Here is a 16,042-nt window from a genome sequence, read left to right as displayed (position 1 = left end):
GGAACGCCCCCGACCAGTACTGGTCGGGGGCGTCGGGGGAGCAGACTACTCTGCGGCCGGAGCCTCGGCACCAGCCTCACCCTCGGCAGCCTCGCCCTCCTCCGGGACCTCGGCGACCTCCTCGAAGGTGATGTTGAAGACGAGGGTCTCGGCGTCGTCGACCAGGGTGACATCGGTCGGCAGCTTGATGTCGCCGGCGTTGATGACGTTGCCGGCCTCGATGCCCTCGACGGAGACGACGATCTCCTCCGGAATCTCGAGGACGTCTGCCTCGATGAGCAGGGTGTCGACTTCCTGGATGAGCATCGCGCCGGAGAAGACCTCGCCCTCGGAGATGACCGGGACCTCGACCTCGACGCGCTCGCCACGGGTGATGGCGAGCAGGTCGACGTGGTCGATGTTCAGGTTCAGGATGTTCTGGTCGATGTGCTTGACCATGGTGAGGTGCTTCTCACCGTCGATGTCGAGCTCCACAATGGCGTTGACGCCCTGGTTGCGGATGACGGCGGTGAACTCGATGCGGTCCACGGAGAAGTGGACGTTCTCGGTGGTGCCGGAGTAGACGACGCCCGGGATGCGGCCGGCGGTGCGCAGACGGCGGGCGAAGCCCTTGCCGAACTCGTCACGGGGGGTGGCGGTAAGGGTGGGGTACTGTGCCATGTGGCTGTGTCTCCTGTAGTTGTTTCCGGCCGCTGCCCTCAGAAAACAATGAAGGCCCGCGACCGACTCTGGTCTGAGGGGAAATGTCCTCGTCGAGTCATCGCAGGCCAATGAAGAACCTTCAAGATCGCGTCGATAACGGCCCGTTTCAGGGCCCTCGCCGAGACGTGGGGAATTTTAGCACGGGGGCCGGGACTGTCCCAAGCGAGGTGGCTCAGAGATGCTTCAAGGCCTCACGGCGCGTGAGCGCGGAAACCTCATGCGCCGCGAGGAAATCCCGCACCCGGCCGGGTGCGGTCTTCGCGTATTCACGTAAGGCCCAACCGATGGCCTTGTCGATGAAGAATTCATCCGACCCCAGGTTCACGCGGATGATCTCCGCGAGCAGTGCCTCGTCCGTGGCCTCCCGGAGCCCCAGCTGGTGAAGGATCGCCACCCGGCGCACCCACAGGTCCCCGTCGGCGGCCCAGTCCCGCATCTGTTCCGAAGTGGCGGCACGACCGATGGGTTTGGCCAGCGCGTCGACGGTGTCCCACCAGGATCTCCGCACCACCAGCGAGCGCAGCCACGTCACATCCCCCGGCCCGAGGGGTACATCACGCAGATGGTCGCAGGCGACGTACTGGAACTCGCGCTCCGCCGCCGCCCAGCACTCCTCGACGAGCTCCCGGTCCACTGCTTTGCGACGCCCCCGCAGCACCTCCTGCACCGCCGCGCGACGGTCCGGCGTCGCCACCCCCAGGAAAAGGAACTGCCCCCGCATGTAGGCCGACATGCCCGCCGCACGGACGGGGTCGGCGAGGGGGCGCAGGGCGGCGTCGATGAGCGGGAAGTCGGTGGCCACAGGAGTAAGGTAGCAACATCATGAAGCGAAAACTGCAGCTGGGCGCGATTCTCCTCGGAGGGTTCGTCGGCCCCTACACCGGCCAGGCGCTCGCTGTCGTCATCCCGGAGTTCGCCGGGACCTTCGACATCAGCGTGGCGCAGGCGGCGGCGACGATGTCGGTCTACCTCTTTCCCTTTGCCACGATGATGCTCTTCTCGGGGCGGCTGGTACGCCGGTTCCAACCGCACCGGGTGGTGGCCGCCGCCTATGCCGTGACGCTGCCGATGGCCCTGCTGCTCCTTATCACCCCCTCCTGGGAACTGTTCGCCGCCGCCTATGCGGTGATCGGTGTGGCCAACGCCTTCACCACACCTGTGCTGCAGAATCTGCTCCGCGCCCTGACCCCGCCCGAGCAGCTCGGGCAGATCCTGGGCACCTATGCGGCGATGCAGTCGCTGGGGATGCTCTCCGCCCCGCTCATCACCGGTCTGTCGAGCCTGGTCACCTGGCGCCTGACTTTCCTGATCCCGGTCGCGGTGGCCCTCTACATCCTCATCGTGCGGCTGCCGGTGGTGCCGCCGCCGGTCCAGTCCGACAACAACAACGGTGGCCGGGTGCGCATCGCGCCCACCCTCACACACATGGCAACCAGCTTCGTCGTCGGTTGCGGCATCATCGGTCTGGGTTTCCTCACCTCGCTGCATGTGGAAAACGTCTTCGATCTCGGTCCGATCGGCCGTGGCCTGGTCATCATGGCCGGCGGTGCGGCCGCCTTCCTGCTCTCCCGGCGGGTCGGGGCGATGGCCGACCGCTACGGTGCGACTGCCGTGCTCGTGGTCAGCGGTGTGCTCGCCGCCGTGGCCCTGTTCATCCTCCCGGTCGCCCCGTGGGTCGTGCTGGTGGCGATGATGTGGGCGGTGGCGGTCGTCGCCGCGCAGGGCATGCAGGCCACGATCAACCTCACGGTGCTGCAGGGGCCCGCGGGCTCCTCGCTCATCTCCACCGTCCAGGCCTTCCGCTTCTTCGGCTCCGCGGCGGCCCCGGTGCTCTTCCTCCCGATTTACACCGGCATCGGCGGGGCCGCCTTCTGGGTGGCGTCTGCAGCCCTGTTCCTGGTGGCCGGCGCCCAGTGGGGGCTGGGCCGGGCCGAGGCACAGCGGATCGGCTGAACGACGGGGAGATCTCGGAACAGACACAGATCTCCTGGAAGGATCGACGGGTGCCGGGGCGCAGTCATAGGCTTGTTCCATGACGCAACGACTGAACCACCCGCAGATCTTCGTCAACCTGCCTGTCGCCGACCTGGCGGCCTCGAAGGCCTTCTACAGTGCCCTCGGCTGGGAGGTCAACGAGGAGTTCACCGATGAGAAGGCAAGCTCGGTCCAGGCCAGTGACACGATCTTCGTGATGCTGCTGACGCGCGAGTTCTTCTCCACCTTCCACCCCAAGGAGACGGCGACGGCCGATTCCCCGCGCGAGGTGATCACGGCCCTGTCCGTGGACTCCAATGAGGACGTCGACGAGATGCTCCGCCGCGCCCGGGAGGCCGGTGCCCACGTCCACACCGAGCCACATCAGGACGAAGGCATGTACATCGGGGCCTTCTCGGACCCTGATGGACATGCCTGGGAGATCTTCGCCAGCGACTGGGGCTAGACGGCGGTGTAACCACCGTCCACCAGGTGGTAGGAACCGGTGATGAAGGAGGCCTCCTCGGAGAGGAGGAAGTTCACCAGGGCGACAACCTCGGGGGTCTCGCCGAGACGGCCCAGCGGGTGACGGGAGACCAACTGGCCCTGGACCTCTTCAGTCAGTGTGTCCATCAGTGGGGTTCTGATGTAGGCCGGGCCCACAGCGTTGACGCGGATGCCATTCTTGCCGTACTCGGCAGCGACGTTCTTGGTCAGGCCGATAACGGCGTGCTTGGAAGCGGTGTAGGCGGCATTGTCGAGGATGGCTACAGAGCCGTGGATGGAGGACATGTTGACGATGGCGTAGTTGCCGTCGCCCTGCTTGAGGAACTGCTCGATCTGGTACCGGTTACCGTAGGCGACGCCGTTGAGATTGATGTCGATGACGCGGTCCCACTTGTCCAGGTCCATCTCGCCGACCGGGGCGCCGGGGCCGTTGATACCGGCGTTGTTGACGGCCAGGTGCAGGGCACCGAACTTCTCGACGGCAAGTTCCACCGCCTTGCGGTTGTCCTCGCGGGAGGCGGAATCCATCTTCATGGCCGCGGCTTTGCCGCCGGCCTGCTCGATCTCGGTGGCGACGTTCTCCGCCCCCTCCTGGTTGAGATCGGCCACGATGACACTGGCGCCACGGGCGGCGAGGTCCTTCGCGATACCTGCTCCCAGGCCCTGGGCGGCGCCGGTGACGAGGGCTACTTTTCCGTTGAAGTCATTCTTGTCGGTCATGGTTCTTCCTTTCCTGCCTGCGGCTAAGGTTCCGCGGGCTGAACACCAGTGTACATACATTTTTGATGACACGTCTACAAAGCGTGTGGGAAGCGACGAAAACCCCCGGTCACCTTGAGGTGACCGGGGGCGTCGATAAGCGGGGAACCTAGGCCTGGCCCTCGAAGAGGGTGGTCACGGAACCGTTCTCGAAGATCTCGTTGATCGTCCGGGCCAGCAGCGGGGCAATGGACAGGACCGTGAGGTTCTTCCAGCCCTCAGTGTTCTGCGGCAGGGTGTCGGTGGTGATGATCTCCTCGGCACCGCAGTCGCTGAGGCGCTCGCGGGCCGGGTCGGAGAAGACACCGTGGGTGCAGGCGATGACGACGTCCTTGGCACCGGCCTCCTTGAGCACGCGCACGGCGCCGGCGATGGTGCCGCCGGTGTCGATCATGTCATCGAGCAGGATGCAGTTCCTGCCCTCGACCTCACCGACCACACGGTTGGCCACGACTTCGTTGGCCACCTCGGTGGAACGGGTCTTGTGGATGAAGGCCAGCGGGGCATCGCCCAGGGTGTTGGCCCACTTCTCCGCGACCTTGACCCGGCCGGCGTCAGGGGAGACGACGACCAGGTTGTCCAGGGAGTACTTGTCCTTGATGTAGTCCGTGAGGATCGGCATCGCGTGCATGTGATCGACCGGGCCGTCGAAGAAGCCCTGGATCTGGTCTGTGTGCAGGTCCACGGACACGATGCGGTCCGCACCTGCGGCGGCGAGCAGGTCAGCGACCAGGCGCGCGGAGATCGGCTCACGGCCGCGGTGCTTCTTGTCCTGGCGTGCGTAGGGGTAGAACGGCAGGATCGCGGTGATGCGCTTCGCGGAGCCACGCTTGAGGGCATCAATCATGATCAGCTGCTCCATCAGCCACTTGTTCAGCGGCTGGGTGTGCGACTGGATGACGAAGCAGTCCGCACCTCGCACGGACTCCTCGAAACGGATGAAGATCTCGCCGTTGGCGAAGTCCTGGGCGGTGGTGGGGGTGAGCTCGTAGTCAAGCTCTCGAGCCACAGCCTCGCCGAGCTCCGGGTGCGCACGCCCGGAGAACAGCATCATGTTCTTGTGGCTTTCGGTCCAGTGGGCAGTCATGACAGGCCGCTTAACCTTCCTGGTCGGTTACGTCGACGCTCTCCCGGGCGTGCCGTGCCGCCTCCGCGGCCGGGGAACCCGGGCGCTTCCGCTCAACCCAGCCGTCGATGTTTCGCTGCTGGCCGCCGGACACGGCGAGTGCCCCCGGGGGAACATCCTCGCGGATCACTGTACCCGCCCCCGAATATGCGCCGTCACCGACGGTCACCGGAGCGATGAACATGGTGTCGGAGCCGGTGCGGACGTGGGAACCGATGGTGGTGTGGTGCTTGGTCATCCCGTCGTAGTTGACGAAGACACTGGAGGCGCCGATGTTGGATTCCTCGCCCACGGTGGCGTCACCGATGTAGGTCAGGTGGGGGACCTTGGAACCGCGGCCGATGGTCGCGTTCTTCGCCTCGACGAAGCCACCGAGCTTGCCCTCATCACCCAGGTGGGTGCCGGGGCGGAGGTAGGTGAAGGGGCCGACGGTGGCGTCCTCGCCGATGGTGGAGCGCTCAGCGTGGGTGCGCACGACGGAGGAACCGCGGCCGACGGTCACGTCGGTGAGGGTGGTGTCCGGGCCGATGACCGCGCCGTCGCCGATGGCGGTCGCCCCCCACAGCTGGGTGCCGGGGTGGATGGTCACATCCCGGCCGACGGTGACGTCCACACCGATGAAGGTGGAGACCGGGTCGATGACGGTGGCACCGCCGCGCATGGCGGCCTCCACAGTGCGGCGGTTGAGCTCGCGGCCGGCCTCAGCCAGCTGCACCCGGTCGTTGACGCCGGCCAGTTCGCGGGGGTCGGCGGCGACGTGGGCGCGCACCGGGTGGCCGGCGGAACGCGCGATGCCGAGCACGTCGGTGAGGTAGAGCTCACCCTGGGCGTTGTCGGTGTCCAGGCCGGTCAGGGCCTCGCGCAGGATGGTGCCGTCGAAGGCGAAGACACCGGAGTTGACCTCGGTGATGGCGAGCTCCTGCTCGGAGGCGTCCTTCTGCTCGACGATGGCGGTGACCTCCCCGTCGGTGTCACGCACGATGCGGCCGTAACCGGTGGGGTCGTCCAGACGCGTGGTCAGGACTGTGACGGCGGTGGGGGAGACGGTGTGGGCGTCCAGGAGCGAGCGCAGTGTCTCCGCGGTGAGCAGCGGGACGTCACCGTTGGTGACGATCACCGTGCCCTCGAAATCCGGGATCGGCGCCAGCCCGCACTGCACGGCGTGGCCGGTGCCGTTCTGCTCCTCCTGCACGGCCTGCAGCACCTCACGTCCCAGCTTCCCGGCGACCTGGTCGACGGCGGGGGAGACCTGCTCACGCTGGTGGCCGACGACGGCCACGATGTGCCGCGGTTCGACGCCCGCCGCCGCGTGCAGAGCGTGGGAGAGCAGCGTGCGGCCGCCGATCTCATGGAGTGTCTTCTGCTTGGCGGACTTCATGCGGGTGCCGGCGCCGGCGGCCAGCACCACCACGGCGCAGTCAGTGAAATTGGGCACGTTCTTCGGTCTCCTTGATGTGATCGCGGTGCTCGTACCGGTTCAGCATATAACCCAGCAGAGACGGCGGCAGGATGTTCGCGCGGAGGATACGCTTTATATATGCAGGCGATCGTCCATTCCACCTACGGCATCTCCTCCCTGGCCCTCACCGACCAGCCCGCCCCGCTACCGCGTCCCGGTGAGGTACTCGTCCGCGTCGCCGGCGCGGGCGTCGACCGTGGTGTCTGGCACCTGGTCACCGGCCGCCCACTGCTCATGCGCCTGGGCACCGGCCTGTTCCAGCCACGCAACACCGGGGTGGGGATCGAGGTCTCCGGCACCGTCGAGGCCGTCGGTGAGGGGGTGACCCGTTTCCGGCTCGACGACCGGGTATTCGGGGTGGGGCGCAGCACCTTCGCGGAACTCGCCGTGGCACAGGAAGGAAACCTCGCGCCAGCCCCCGAATCCATCCCACTTGCTGACGCCGCCGCCCTCCCCGTCTCCGCGCTCACCGCACTGCAGGCGGTCCGCGCCGCTGAGATCGGCGACGGGGCGCAGGTACTGGTGCTCGGTGCCTCCGGCGGGGTGGGTACGCACGCCGTCCAGATCGCTGTGGCCCGCGGCGCGGAGGTCACGGCAGTGTGCAGCACACGCAAGGCCCCGCGCGTGCTGGAACTCGGCGTCACCCGGGTCCTGGACTACCTGGGTGAGGAGAGTGCCGTCGTGGCGGCGGGCCCCTATGACGCGATCATCGACACGGGCGGCAACCGGCCCGCCAGCCAACTCACCGGATTGCTGGCCCGGGGCGGTTCGGCGGTCATCGTCGGCGGTGAACAGGCCGGAACCGCCCTGCTGGGCGGTTTCTCCCGCCAGCTGATTGCACCCCTGGTGGGACTGGTGGGCCGCCGTCGGCTGGTGTCGCTGGTCTCCGTGACCTCAGCCGCTGACCTCATCGAGTTGGTGGGACTCGTGGAATCCGGCCAGCTGCGCCCGGTGGTGGATCAGCGGCTGCCCCTGGCCCGGGCCGGGGAGGCACTGAACCTGCTGGCCAGTGGAGCGGTGACGGGAAAGCTGGTGCTGCAGGTCGATTAAGGCAGCCGGCGTGCCGCGACCACACCGACCAGCCCGGTGGCGGCCAGGAAGAGCAGTGCCGCCGAGGGGCCCAGCATGGCGATCCCGCCCGAGACCGCGCCGACCAACAGGAGGATGACGCCCATGAGGGTGTTGGCGGCCCCCACGTAGCGGGTGCGCTGATCTCCCTCGGCCATGTCGACGATGTAGGTCTTGCGTGCAACCCGCACCGCGGTGTGGGTGAGGTTGAGCAGGAAGAAGCCGATGGGGAAGGCCCAGGCGTTGACCACGTCCGGGGCCCAGTGGGCGGAGGCGACCAGGGCGATGATGACCAGGGAACCGACGAGAGCACCCTGACTCATGGTGGTGCGTGCGGAGATGTCCGACCAGACGCCGGAGATGCGCCCACCCAGCACCGCGGCCAGGCCGGAGGCGATGAGGAAGACACCCAGGCCGGTCAGGCCGTACCCGACCTCCTGGCTGAGAGTGACCACGAAGGCGGTGGACAGCGCCGTGACCAGCAGCAGGGACCGGACGATGACGAACTGCCGGAAGGCCCGGTCCCCGGTGAACAGTCCCACGGTATCCGCCCACCAGCCCTGCTGCAGGCCCTGGGGTTCCTGCCCGGAGACGGGTTCGTGGATGGTGGCGAAGACCGCCGCCGCCACCGCCCACGCCCCGGCGGAGGCGAAGATCAGCACCGCCAGCAGCCAGGTCGGCGCGCCGGTGCCGAGGAACTCCAGCAGCAGACCAACTGCCAGGGCGAAGACCCCGCCGACGGCGGCCGCCCGGCCCGTGACCACCCCGCGCCGGCCCTTCGCGATGGTGCGCCCCTGTACATCCTTCGAGGCGATCGAGCACAGGGAGCGGAAGACCGACAGGACCGCGAGCAGGACGATGACGGTGAAGCCGAGGGCGGTACCGCCCAGAACCAGGACCGCGAGGCCGATCAACGCCGCAGCGACCGCCTGCCCGAGGGAGCCGAGCACCCAGATTCGTTTGCGTGAGCGCTGCGTGGTCACCCACGGGGTGAAGGCGGCCTGGGGGAGCATGGAACCGGATTCGCGGACCGGAACGAGCAGGGCGATGAAGAAGCCAGGGGCGCCGGCTGCCTGCAGCAGCCACGGCAGGACAGTTTTGGCGGCGACGATCTGGTCGCCCACGCCCTGGAGGCCGTTCGACCAGATGAAACGGCGTGCCGCGTGTTTCTCGTCGGCGGGGCCGGGTGTCGGGGGAGTGCTCACACGGTCACCTTAATGGGCGGCACGGGTAGTGGCGTGAATATAAAAGCATCATATTTTCTGTACCGAGTGGTCTGCAATGTATGAACTAAGTAGTACGTAATTTCCCCGAAAGGACACCATGAGCGACAACAGCCCCTCCCTCCCCATCATCTCGCTGGCCACCCTCCTGGGTCGCTCCGGTGAGGCGGAACGCGCCGCGGAGATCATCCGCCTGCGCGAGGTGACCCACACCATCGGCTTCTTCTACCTCGCGGACCACGGAGTCCCCGAGGAGCTCCAACAGCAGCTCTTCGACGCAGCCAGACGCTTCTTCGCACTGCCGAAGGAAGCCAAACAGGAGATCTCCAACCTGAACAACCCGCACTACCGCGGATACGCCGAACTCGGCGACGAGCGAACCCAGGGTCTGGTCGATTGGCGCGAGCAGATCGATTACGGCGCGGACCGGGCGGCGGAGACCGGAGGGCTGACCACCCACCCGTGGCGGGTGCTGGAGGGGCCCAACCCCTGGCCCACCACCGTTCCCGAGCTGAAGGACCTGGTCAACCAATGGCTGGACACTCTCACAGAGGTGGGCCTCGATCTGCTCCGCGCCTGGGCGGAATCGCTGGGCCAGGAACCGGATTTCTTCGACGGGCACTTCACCCGCCCCTACCCGCTGCTGAAACTCGCCCACTACCCGGGCCACGACGGTTCACAGTCCGGGCAGGGTGTGGGCGCGCACCACGACCCCGGCGTGCTCACCCTCCTGCTGCCGGAACAGGGCTCGGCAGGCCTGCAGGTGGAGAACGAGGGTGGATGGATCGACGTCGAACCCCTACCCAACCACTTTGTGGTCAACATCGGCGAGCTGCTTGAGGCCGCCACCGACGGCTACCTCAAGGCCACCCCGCACCGCGTGCTCCCGCCGGGGCCGGGCACCTCCCGCTACTCCATCCCCTATTTCCTCGCCCCCAACCTGGACTCCCGCTTCCCCCGGGTGCCGCTGCCCGGGGAACTGGCCGCCGTCGCGCCCGGCCGCGGCAGGGACATGCACGGCGAGGAAATCTTCGACATTTCCGGCCGCAACACGCTCAAGGCCCGCCTGCGCGCGCACCCGGAGACCACCGCCCGTTACCACGCCGACCTCGCCGCCTCCCTGGCCTAAGGAAAGACACCGACATGAAACACGCACGCCCCCTCCTGCTCACCCTCACCGCACTGGCCACCGCCGGGGCCCTGGCCTCCTGCTCCTCCACCCCGGAGGGGGAAGGCCCACTGCAGGTGCTCGCGGCCTCCACCCCGCACGCCGAGATCCTGGAATGGGTCGATGAGAACGACGACACCTTCGAGCTCGACATCAAGGTTGTCACCGGCGGACCTGAGGTCAACGCCGCACTCGTCGACGGCAGCGCACCCCTCAACTTCTTCCAGCACGAGCCCTACCTCCTGGACTGGCAGGAGCAGACCGGTCAGACCGGCGTGGAGGTGCTCGCCCCGATCCACATTGAGCCGATGTCCCTGTACTCCGCCCGGTACGGGGACCTGGCGGACATCCCCGAGGGCTCAACGATCACCCTGCCGCGCAGCGCCAGCAACTTCGCCCGCGGCTTGCTCCTCCTGCAGGACCACGGGGTGATCACCCTGGACACAGATGCCGATCCGGCAGCGATCTCCCAGATCACCGTCGAGTCCGTCGCGGACAACCCCCGCAACCTCGATCTGGTGCCGATCGAGGACGACCTGGCCGCCCGCTCACTGGATGACTCCTCGGTGGCGGCCGCCGTCATCAGCTCGAACTTCGCACTCGAGGCCGGACTCGACCCCGTCGGTGGTGCCCTGATCACCGAGGACGCGGAGGGCAACCCCTACGCCAACATCCTCGTCGCCTCCGCCGGAGCCGTCGACGATGAGCGGGTGGCTGCGCTCACCGGGGCCATTACCTCGGCGGCGACCGCCGACTGGATCCGGGAGCGATTCGGTTCTGCGGTGGTACCGGTCACAGATTCCGGGGCGATATCCGGGTAATCTGTCCGGACAAGGCTGTCTGTTAATTTTCACCAGAGGAACACCGAGGAAACATGAGCACCCAGGATCCGTCCCTGCCGATCATCTCCCTGCGCAAACTCGTCCACGGCCCCGACCGTGCGGAGGAAATCGCCCGACTGCGCCAGGTCACCCACGAGATCGGCTTCTTCTACCTGGCCGACCACGGCATCCCGCTGTCCTTCCAGCACGAGATGATCGACATGGCCAAGGAGTTCTTCGCCCTGCCCAAGGAACAGAAGTACGAGATCTCCAACCTGGACAACCCGCACTACCGCGGCTACGCCGAACTCGGGGACGAACGCACCCAGGGGCTGGTCGACTGGCGCGAGCAGATCGACTTCGGCTTCGACGGTCCCGCCGAGACCGAGGGATTGGACACCAACCCCTGGCGCATCCTGTGGGGCCCCAACCCCTGGCCCAGTGCCATCCCCCGCATGAAGGACCTGGTCACCCGCTGGCAGGAGGACCTCGGCGCGGTGGGTATGACCCTGCTGCACGCCTGGGCGGAATCCCTCGACCAGGAACCGGAGTTCTTCGACGCGGCATTCGAGAAGCCGTACCCGACCATGAAGTTGGCCCACTACCCGGGCCACGACGGTTCCGAGTCCGGCCAGGGTGTCGGCGCGCACCACGACTCGGGTGTACTCACCCTGCTGCTGCTCGAGGACGGTTCCTCCGGTCTGCAGGTCGAGACCGCCGAGGGCTGGATTGACGCTGACCCCATCACCGACCACTTCGTGGTCAACATCGGTGAGCTGCTTGAGGCCGCCACCGACGGCTACCTCAAGGCCACCCCGCACCGGGTTCTCCCTCCGGAGCCGGGCACCTCCCGCTACTCGGTGCCCTTCTTCCTAGCTCCGGACCTCGACGCCCGCTTCCCGCGCGTCGAGCTACCACCAGAGCTGGCCGCCGACGCCCCCGGCGCCGGCGCGGACCTCTCCGACCAGGAGATCTTCGACCTGTGCGGGCGTAACACCATCAAGTCCCGCTTCCGCGCCCACCCGGAGACCACCGCCCGCTACCACGCGGAGCTCGCGGCCTCTCTGGGTTGATCCGGTGGGGCGCACCGCCGTCTAGGCTGAATACATGAGCACCCGTTTCAGTCGCCGGACCTTCTTCCGCGGGGCGGCGGTGCTGCTGGCCGGGGCGGTAGCCGCTGCCTGCACCCGCAACGGGCAGCCCGAACCCCGCGGCTACGATGCGGAGCCGCGGCCCCTGCCCATCCCGCCGCTGTACGAAGGCGAGCTTATCGACGGCCGCCGCCGGTTCCAGGTCACCACCCAGGCGGGCAGCGCCGAGATCCTGCCCGGCATCGTCACCACCACATGGGGTTTCTCCGGCGGGCACCTGGGGCCGACGTTCCGGGCGCACCGGGGTGAGGACGTCACCGTCGACATCACCAACGAACTCGACGAGATGACCACCATCCACTGGCACGGCATGAAGCTGCCCGCCTGGGCGGACGGCGGCCCGCACTCGCCGATCGAACCCGGCGCGACGTGGACCCCGGAATGGACGGTGGATCAGCCGGCCGCGACCCTCTGGTACCACCCGCATCCGCATGAGCGCACCGCCCTGCACTGCTACCGCGGGCTGGCGGGCATGTTCCTCCTCGACGACGAGGTCACCGCGGGGCTGGGTCTGCCGGAGGACTACGGGGTCGACGACATCCCCGTGATCATCGCGGACGTGAAATTCACCGCCGACGGGCAACTCGACGAGGAGATCGACCCCACCTTCGGGCTGCTCGGCGACACCCCGCTGGTCAACGGCATCACCAACTGCCGTTTCCAGGCCACCACCCGGCGGCTGCGCGTGCGGTTGCTCAACGCCGCCGGGATGCGCTTCCACCACCTCGCGTTTTCCGACGACCGCCCCTTCCACGTCATCGCCTCCGATTCCGGTCTGCTCGCCGCCCCGGAGGAAGTGGACTCGGTACTGCTGGGGCCCGCGGAGCGGGTGGAGATCATCGTCGATCTGGAGCCGGGGGAGGAGGTCACGCTGCGCTCAGTGGGGCTGGACAACAACTTCGGCATCCCGACCGGCGAGAACAGCCCCGACTTCGGTTTCCAGGACGCTTTTAACCTGCTGCAGATCACCGGACCGGGCAACGATGCCCCGCAGCCGCCGGAGCTGCCCGGGGAGCTGGACCCGGCGGCGCAGGCAAGCCCGGACCTGCGGGGAGCACCGCGCCGGGAGTTCGTGCTCAACACCTTCGAGATCAACGGCCGGCTCATGGACATGGAACGGGTTGATTTCGTCATTGACCACCGGGGTCCGGAGTTGTGGACCGTGACCAATGAGAACGCTGACTGGCCCCACAACTTCCACATCCACGATGCCCGCTTCAAGGTGCTCAGCCTCACCGGAACCGACGTCGCTGAAGTGACCACCAGCGGCTGGAAGGACACCGTCGCCCTGCCGCCGGGATCCACTGCAGAACTCGCCGTGGAATTCGGCTGGCACCCCGACAACACCATGCCCTACATGTTCCACTGCCACATGCTGCTGCACGAGGACATGGGCATGATGGGCCAGTTCATGGTGGTCGCGCCCGGTCAGGAGCCGGACCTGGTGCCGATGTCAGAATGAATGGATGGCGGTCTCCTTGAGCAGGCGCAGACGGATCTTCTTGGCTGTCTCCATGTGCTCGCGGGCGAGCTGGCGGGCCAGCTCCTCATCCCGGTCCTCGATGGCCCGGATGATGGCGGCGTGCTCGTCCAGGGACTCGGGCCAGCGGCCACCCACGGCGAGTGTGGGGCGGGGCGAGTGGATCAGGTGGGTGCCCAATCGTTCCAGCAGGTCAATGAGCACGGGATTGCGGGTTGCCGCCCAGACCGCCTCGTGGAACTCGAGGTTGGTGCTCAACATCTCCTGCTCGGTGGGGTTCTCCAGTGCGCGGTCGCGGGCCAACAGCGCCTCCAGACGCAGCAGCTCCGACAACTGATGGGACCGCGCAGCCTCTCCGGCGGCGGTCTCTTCCAGCTTGATCCGCAGGTCATAGACCTGGATGACCCGTTCCGGATCGGTGCGGGGGATCTCCAGACCCCGGTCCCGACGCACGAGCAGCTGCTCCTGCTGCAGGCGGGTCAGCGCGGAACGGATCGGGGTGCGGGAGACCCCGAAACGCTCCGCCAGCGGGATCTCCTTGAACTGAGTGCCGGCCGGGTGCTGGCCGGTGAGGATCTCATCGCGGAGGGTGGTGAAGATCTGGTCGGTGTCCACTTTCCGCTCTCTAGGTGAAACCATCCTCACTCCTCGCTTTCTCCGCAGTGACCGGCACCGGCGGAACCTCCTCCCCTGGATTCTACCCGTCAGGCCAGGCAGCCGGCCCGTCGCCCGAACACGCAACCGGCAGCAAGACCGGTGCCGCCCGGGTAGTTCTGGCTGAACAGCCCACCCAGCATCTCGCCGGCTGCGAACAACCCCTCGATCCACTCACCCTGCTCATTGAGCACCCGGCCGTGGGCGTCCGTCTTCACTCCGCCGAAGGTGAAGGTGATCCCGCAGGTGACCGGGAAAGCGTAGAAAGGGCCCTTCTCCAGGGGGACCGCCCAGTTGCTCTTCGGGGGAGTCACATCGGCGGCCCTGCCGTCCTTGATGGTGGGGTCGAATTCCAGGCCCCTGTCAATGGCGGAGTTGTAGGTCTCAATGGTGGTGGTGAAGCCGTCCCGGTCGATGCCCAGCTTGTCGGCCAGCTCGCCGATGCTGTCGGCCACCTCCACGGAAATACCGGGCATGTCGTATTCCTCGGTCCGCAGCATGGGCCGGATCTGCGAGTCGAAGATCTGGTAGGCGATGGAACCCGGCTGGCGGAGGATCTCCTTGCCGTATTTCGCGTAGGTGTAGTTGCGGAAGTCGGCGCCCTCGTCGAGGAAACGCTCACCGTCGCGGTTGACTAGGACGCCGAGGAAGTAACTCTGGCGGGTGAGACGGTTGGTCAGCTCCCGGTTGGACTCGTTGTTTTCACAGAGAGCGTCCCACTGGACGCTGTGGCACGTGGAGAAGTCCCCGCCCTTCGCGGCGCCGATCTTCAGTGCGGCCGCGATCATGTCCCCCTGGTTGTAGGGCGTGCCGCGGACCTTCGCGTTCTCCCAGCCTTCACCGAGGTGCTCCCTCCGCCACTCGGGGTTAGCCTCGAAGCCGCCGGCCGCCATCACCACCGATTCAGCGTGCAGCTCGACCTCACCGTCCCGGGTCTCAGCGCGGACACCGGTGACTTTCCCCGACCCATCGGTGAGCAGTTCTTTCGCACGGTGGTTGTAGCGGATATCCACGCCGTTCTCCCGTGCCACCCGGGTGTGGTCCTCGATCATCCCCTCGCCGCCGCCGACATTGCCGACATGGAGTCCGCCCCAGAAGAGGTGGCTGCCGTCCGGGCGCTCGTAGGCCTGGCGTTCGTACATGAGCCGGTACTTCAATCCCAGCGACTTCAGCCACAGCAGGGTGGGGGTGATCTCGCTGATGAGGACCTCGGTCAGCTCCGGATCGTTCTTGCCCTCGGTGACCTTCTCCAGATCTGCCCGGTACTCATCGGCAGAGTATGGGGGGACAACGGTGGTGGAGTGGCGTGGGTCTTCCTCGACGAGGCGCTTCAGGTCCTCGAGTCCGTCATGGACGATGCGCGTGGCGCCGGCGGTGTAGAAGCTGTTGCCGCCGGCCATGTCCTCACTGCCGTGCTCAAGCAGGATGACGCTGCGCCCCCTGGTCGCTGCGGCGTGGGCGGCAGTGAACGCCGCGTTGCCCCCGCCGACGACGATGACGTCGGCGTCTCGGCTGTGCTGGCTCTGGTCAGTGTTCACGGATGCTCCTTAGGTGGGCCGGATGGGTCTTTGTATACAGAAGTATACAAATATATTCCGGGAGGTGCTCCTGTATTCCTGGCACGGGACGGGTGCTGCACCTGGTCGCCTGCTCCGGAGGTAATGGCGGCCGTTGATGGAGGCAGCCTCGGGAGCCGGTCGATATCTGAGGTATCGACCAGCTGGCCGGTCTATCGGTGGCGGGGGGTGGGCGGGGTGCTCGCGGTAGAACTCACCTCGGGTGAGTAGGGGGAAGGGAACGTCACGGTACCTGCATGCCAGGCAGCTGGCCGCAGCATTGTGGTGTACTTGTTCCCGATGCGTTTCTTCTCGTGAGTCAAATCCTGGACGACTCACAGAACTGGATGGGCGTAAACGCGGAGTAGGGCAACACGTTCCTGAGTCTCTTGCT

At 67.0% G+C, this 16,042-nt stretch carries 15 protein-coding genes; 7 read left to right on the top strand and 8 right to left on the bottom strand.

Annotated elements, in window-relative coordinates; genetic code table 11:
* Positions 1-45 precede the first annotated feature (45 nt).
* On the bottom strand, positions 46-660 hold the full coding sequence (locus tag EAH68_RS02460) for a 50S ribosomal protein L25/general stress protein Ctc (protein ID WP_126119724.1): 615 nt from the start codon (positions 658-660) through the stop codon (positions 46-48).
* Between the two features lie 214 nt (positions 661-874).
* Complete coding sequence (locus EAH68_RS02455) at positions 875-1,504, bottom strand: DNA alkylation repair protein (RefSeq protein WP_277600450.1); 630 nt, start codon at positions 1,502-1,504, stop codon at positions 875-877.
* A 20-nt stretch (positions 1,505-1,524) separates the two neighbouring features.
* Here EAH68_RS02455 and EAH68_RS02450 point away from each other — a divergent pair, with 20 nt between their 5' ends.
* Together EAH68_RS02450 and EAH68_RS02445 are read left to right on the top strand one after the other, a co-directional pair.
* Entirely contained in the window at positions 1,525-2,655 is a 1,131-nt protein-coding gene (locus tag EAH68_RS02450) for an MFS transporter (RefSeq protein ID WP_126119723.1), read from the top strand.
* Positions 2,656-2,734: 79 nt separating this feature from the next.
* Positions 2,735-3,142, top strand: coding sequence for a VOC family protein (locus EAH68_RS02445; RefSeq protein WP_126119722.1), 408 nt, complete (start codon positions 2,735-2,737; stop codon positions 3,140-3,142).
* Here the strand turns inward: EAH68_RS02445 and EAH68_RS02440 are convergent.
* The 3 genes from EAH68_RS02440 to glmU all read right to left on the bottom strand — a co-directional run bounded on the left by EAH68_RS02440 (position 3,139) and on the right by glmU (position 6,503).
* Positions 3,139-3,903 carry an SDR family NAD(P)-dependent oxidoreductase gene (locus EAH68_RS02440; RefSeq protein WP_126119721.1) on the bottom strand — a complete coding sequence of 255 codons (765 nt, stop codon included), beginning with the start codon at positions 3,901-3,903 and terminating at the stop codon, positions 3,139-3,141. The two genes, EAH68_RS02445 and EAH68_RS02440, sit on opposite strands and share 4 nt — an antisense overlap.
* A gap of 148 nt (positions 3,904-4,051) precedes the next feature.
* Positions 4,052-5,029 (bottom strand): ribose-phosphate diphosphokinase, encoded by a 978-nt coding sequence (locus tag EAH68_RS02435; RefSeq protein WP_126119720.1) that lies wholly within the window; start codon positions 5,027-5,029, stop codon positions 4,052-4,054.
* Positions 5,030-5,039: 10 nt separating this feature from the next.
* Entirely contained in the window at positions 5,040-6,503 is a 1,464-nt protein-coding gene (glmU, locus tag EAH68_RS02430) for a bifunctional UDP-N-acetylglucosamine diphosphorylase/glucosamine-1-phosphate N-acetyltransferase GlmU (RefSeq protein WP_126119719.1), read from the bottom strand.
* Between the two features lie 102 nt (positions 6,504-6,605).
* Between glmU and EAH68_RS02425 the strand changes: the two genes are divergently transcribed.
* The gene (locus EAH68_RS02425) at positions 6,606-7,577 is read left to right on the top strand and encodes an NAD(P)-dependent alcohol dehydrogenase (protein WP_126119718.1); all 972 of its coding nucleotides are present in this window, start codon (positions 6,606-6,608) and stop codon (positions 7,575-7,577) included.
* Here EAH68_RS02425 and EAH68_RS02420 read toward each other — a convergent pair.
* Positions 7,574-8,800: an MFS transporter gene (locus EAH68_RS02420; RefSeq protein WP_126119717.1), complete on the bottom strand. Its 1,227-nt coding sequence runs from the start codon at positions 8,798-8,800 to the stop codon at positions 7,574-7,576. The genes EAH68_RS02425 and EAH68_RS02420 overlap by 4 nt on opposite strands.
* A 118-nt stretch (positions 8,801-8,918) precedes the next feature.
* Between EAH68_RS02420 and EAH68_RS02415 the strand changes: the two genes are divergently transcribed.
* From EAH68_RS02415 to EAH68_RS02400, 4 genes are read left to right on the top strand one after another with little or no spacing between them, the layout of a single operon-like run.
* Positions 8,919-9,947 carry an isopenicillin N synthase family dioxygenase gene (locus EAH68_RS02415; protein WP_126119716.1) on the top strand — a complete coding sequence of 343 codons (1,029 nt, stop codon included), beginning with the start codon at positions 8,919-8,921 and terminating at the stop codon, positions 9,945-9,947.
* A gap of 14 nt (positions 9,948-9,961) precedes the next feature.
* Positions 9,962-10,807, top strand: a complete 846-nt coding sequence (locus tag EAH68_RS02410; protein ID WP_126119715.1) for a MetQ/NlpA family ABC transporter substrate-binding protein — start codon at positions 9,962-9,964, stop codon at positions 10,805-10,807.
* Between the two features lie 53 nt (positions 10,808-10,860).
* Positions 10,861-11,880 (top strand): isopenicillin N synthase family dioxygenase, encoded by a 1,020-nt coding sequence (locus EAH68_RS02405; RefSeq protein WP_126119714.1) that lies wholly within the window; start codon positions 10,861-10,863, stop codon positions 11,878-11,880.
* A gap of 34 nt (positions 11,881-11,914) precedes the next feature.
* A complete protein-coding gene (locus EAH68_RS02400) occupies positions 11,915-13,420 on the top strand; it encodes a multicopper oxidase family protein (RefSeq protein WP_126119713.1) in 1,506 nt (501 codons plus the stop codon).
* Here EAH68_RS02400 and EAH68_RS02395 read toward each other — a convergent pair.
* Positions 13,412-14,053 (bottom strand): GntR family transcriptional regulator, encoded by a 642-nt coding sequence (locus EAH68_RS02395; protein ID WP_206436336.1) that lies wholly within the window; start codon positions 14,051-14,053, stop codon positions 13,412-13,414. The two genes, EAH68_RS02400 and EAH68_RS02395, sit on opposite strands and share 9 nt — an antisense overlap.
* An 89-nt stretch (positions 14,054-14,142) precedes the next feature.
* Complete coding sequence (gene tcuA, locus EAH68_RS02390; protein ID WP_126119711.1) at positions 14,143-15,630, bottom strand: FAD-dependent tricarballylate dehydrogenase TcuA; 1,488 nt, start codon at positions 15,628-15,630, stop codon at positions 14,143-14,145.
* Positions 15,631-16,042: the final 412 nt, after the last annotated feature.

Origin of the sequence: Corynebacterium hylobatis (assembly GCF_003955685.1) — a bacterium.
Classification (GTDB): Bacteria; Actinomycetota; Actinomycetes; order Mycobacteriales; family Mycobacteriaceae; genus Corynebacterium; species Corynebacterium hylobatis.
The sequence above is the reverse complement of the archived record's forward strand: the minus strand, read 5'-3'. Positions and strand labels throughout refer to the sequence as shown.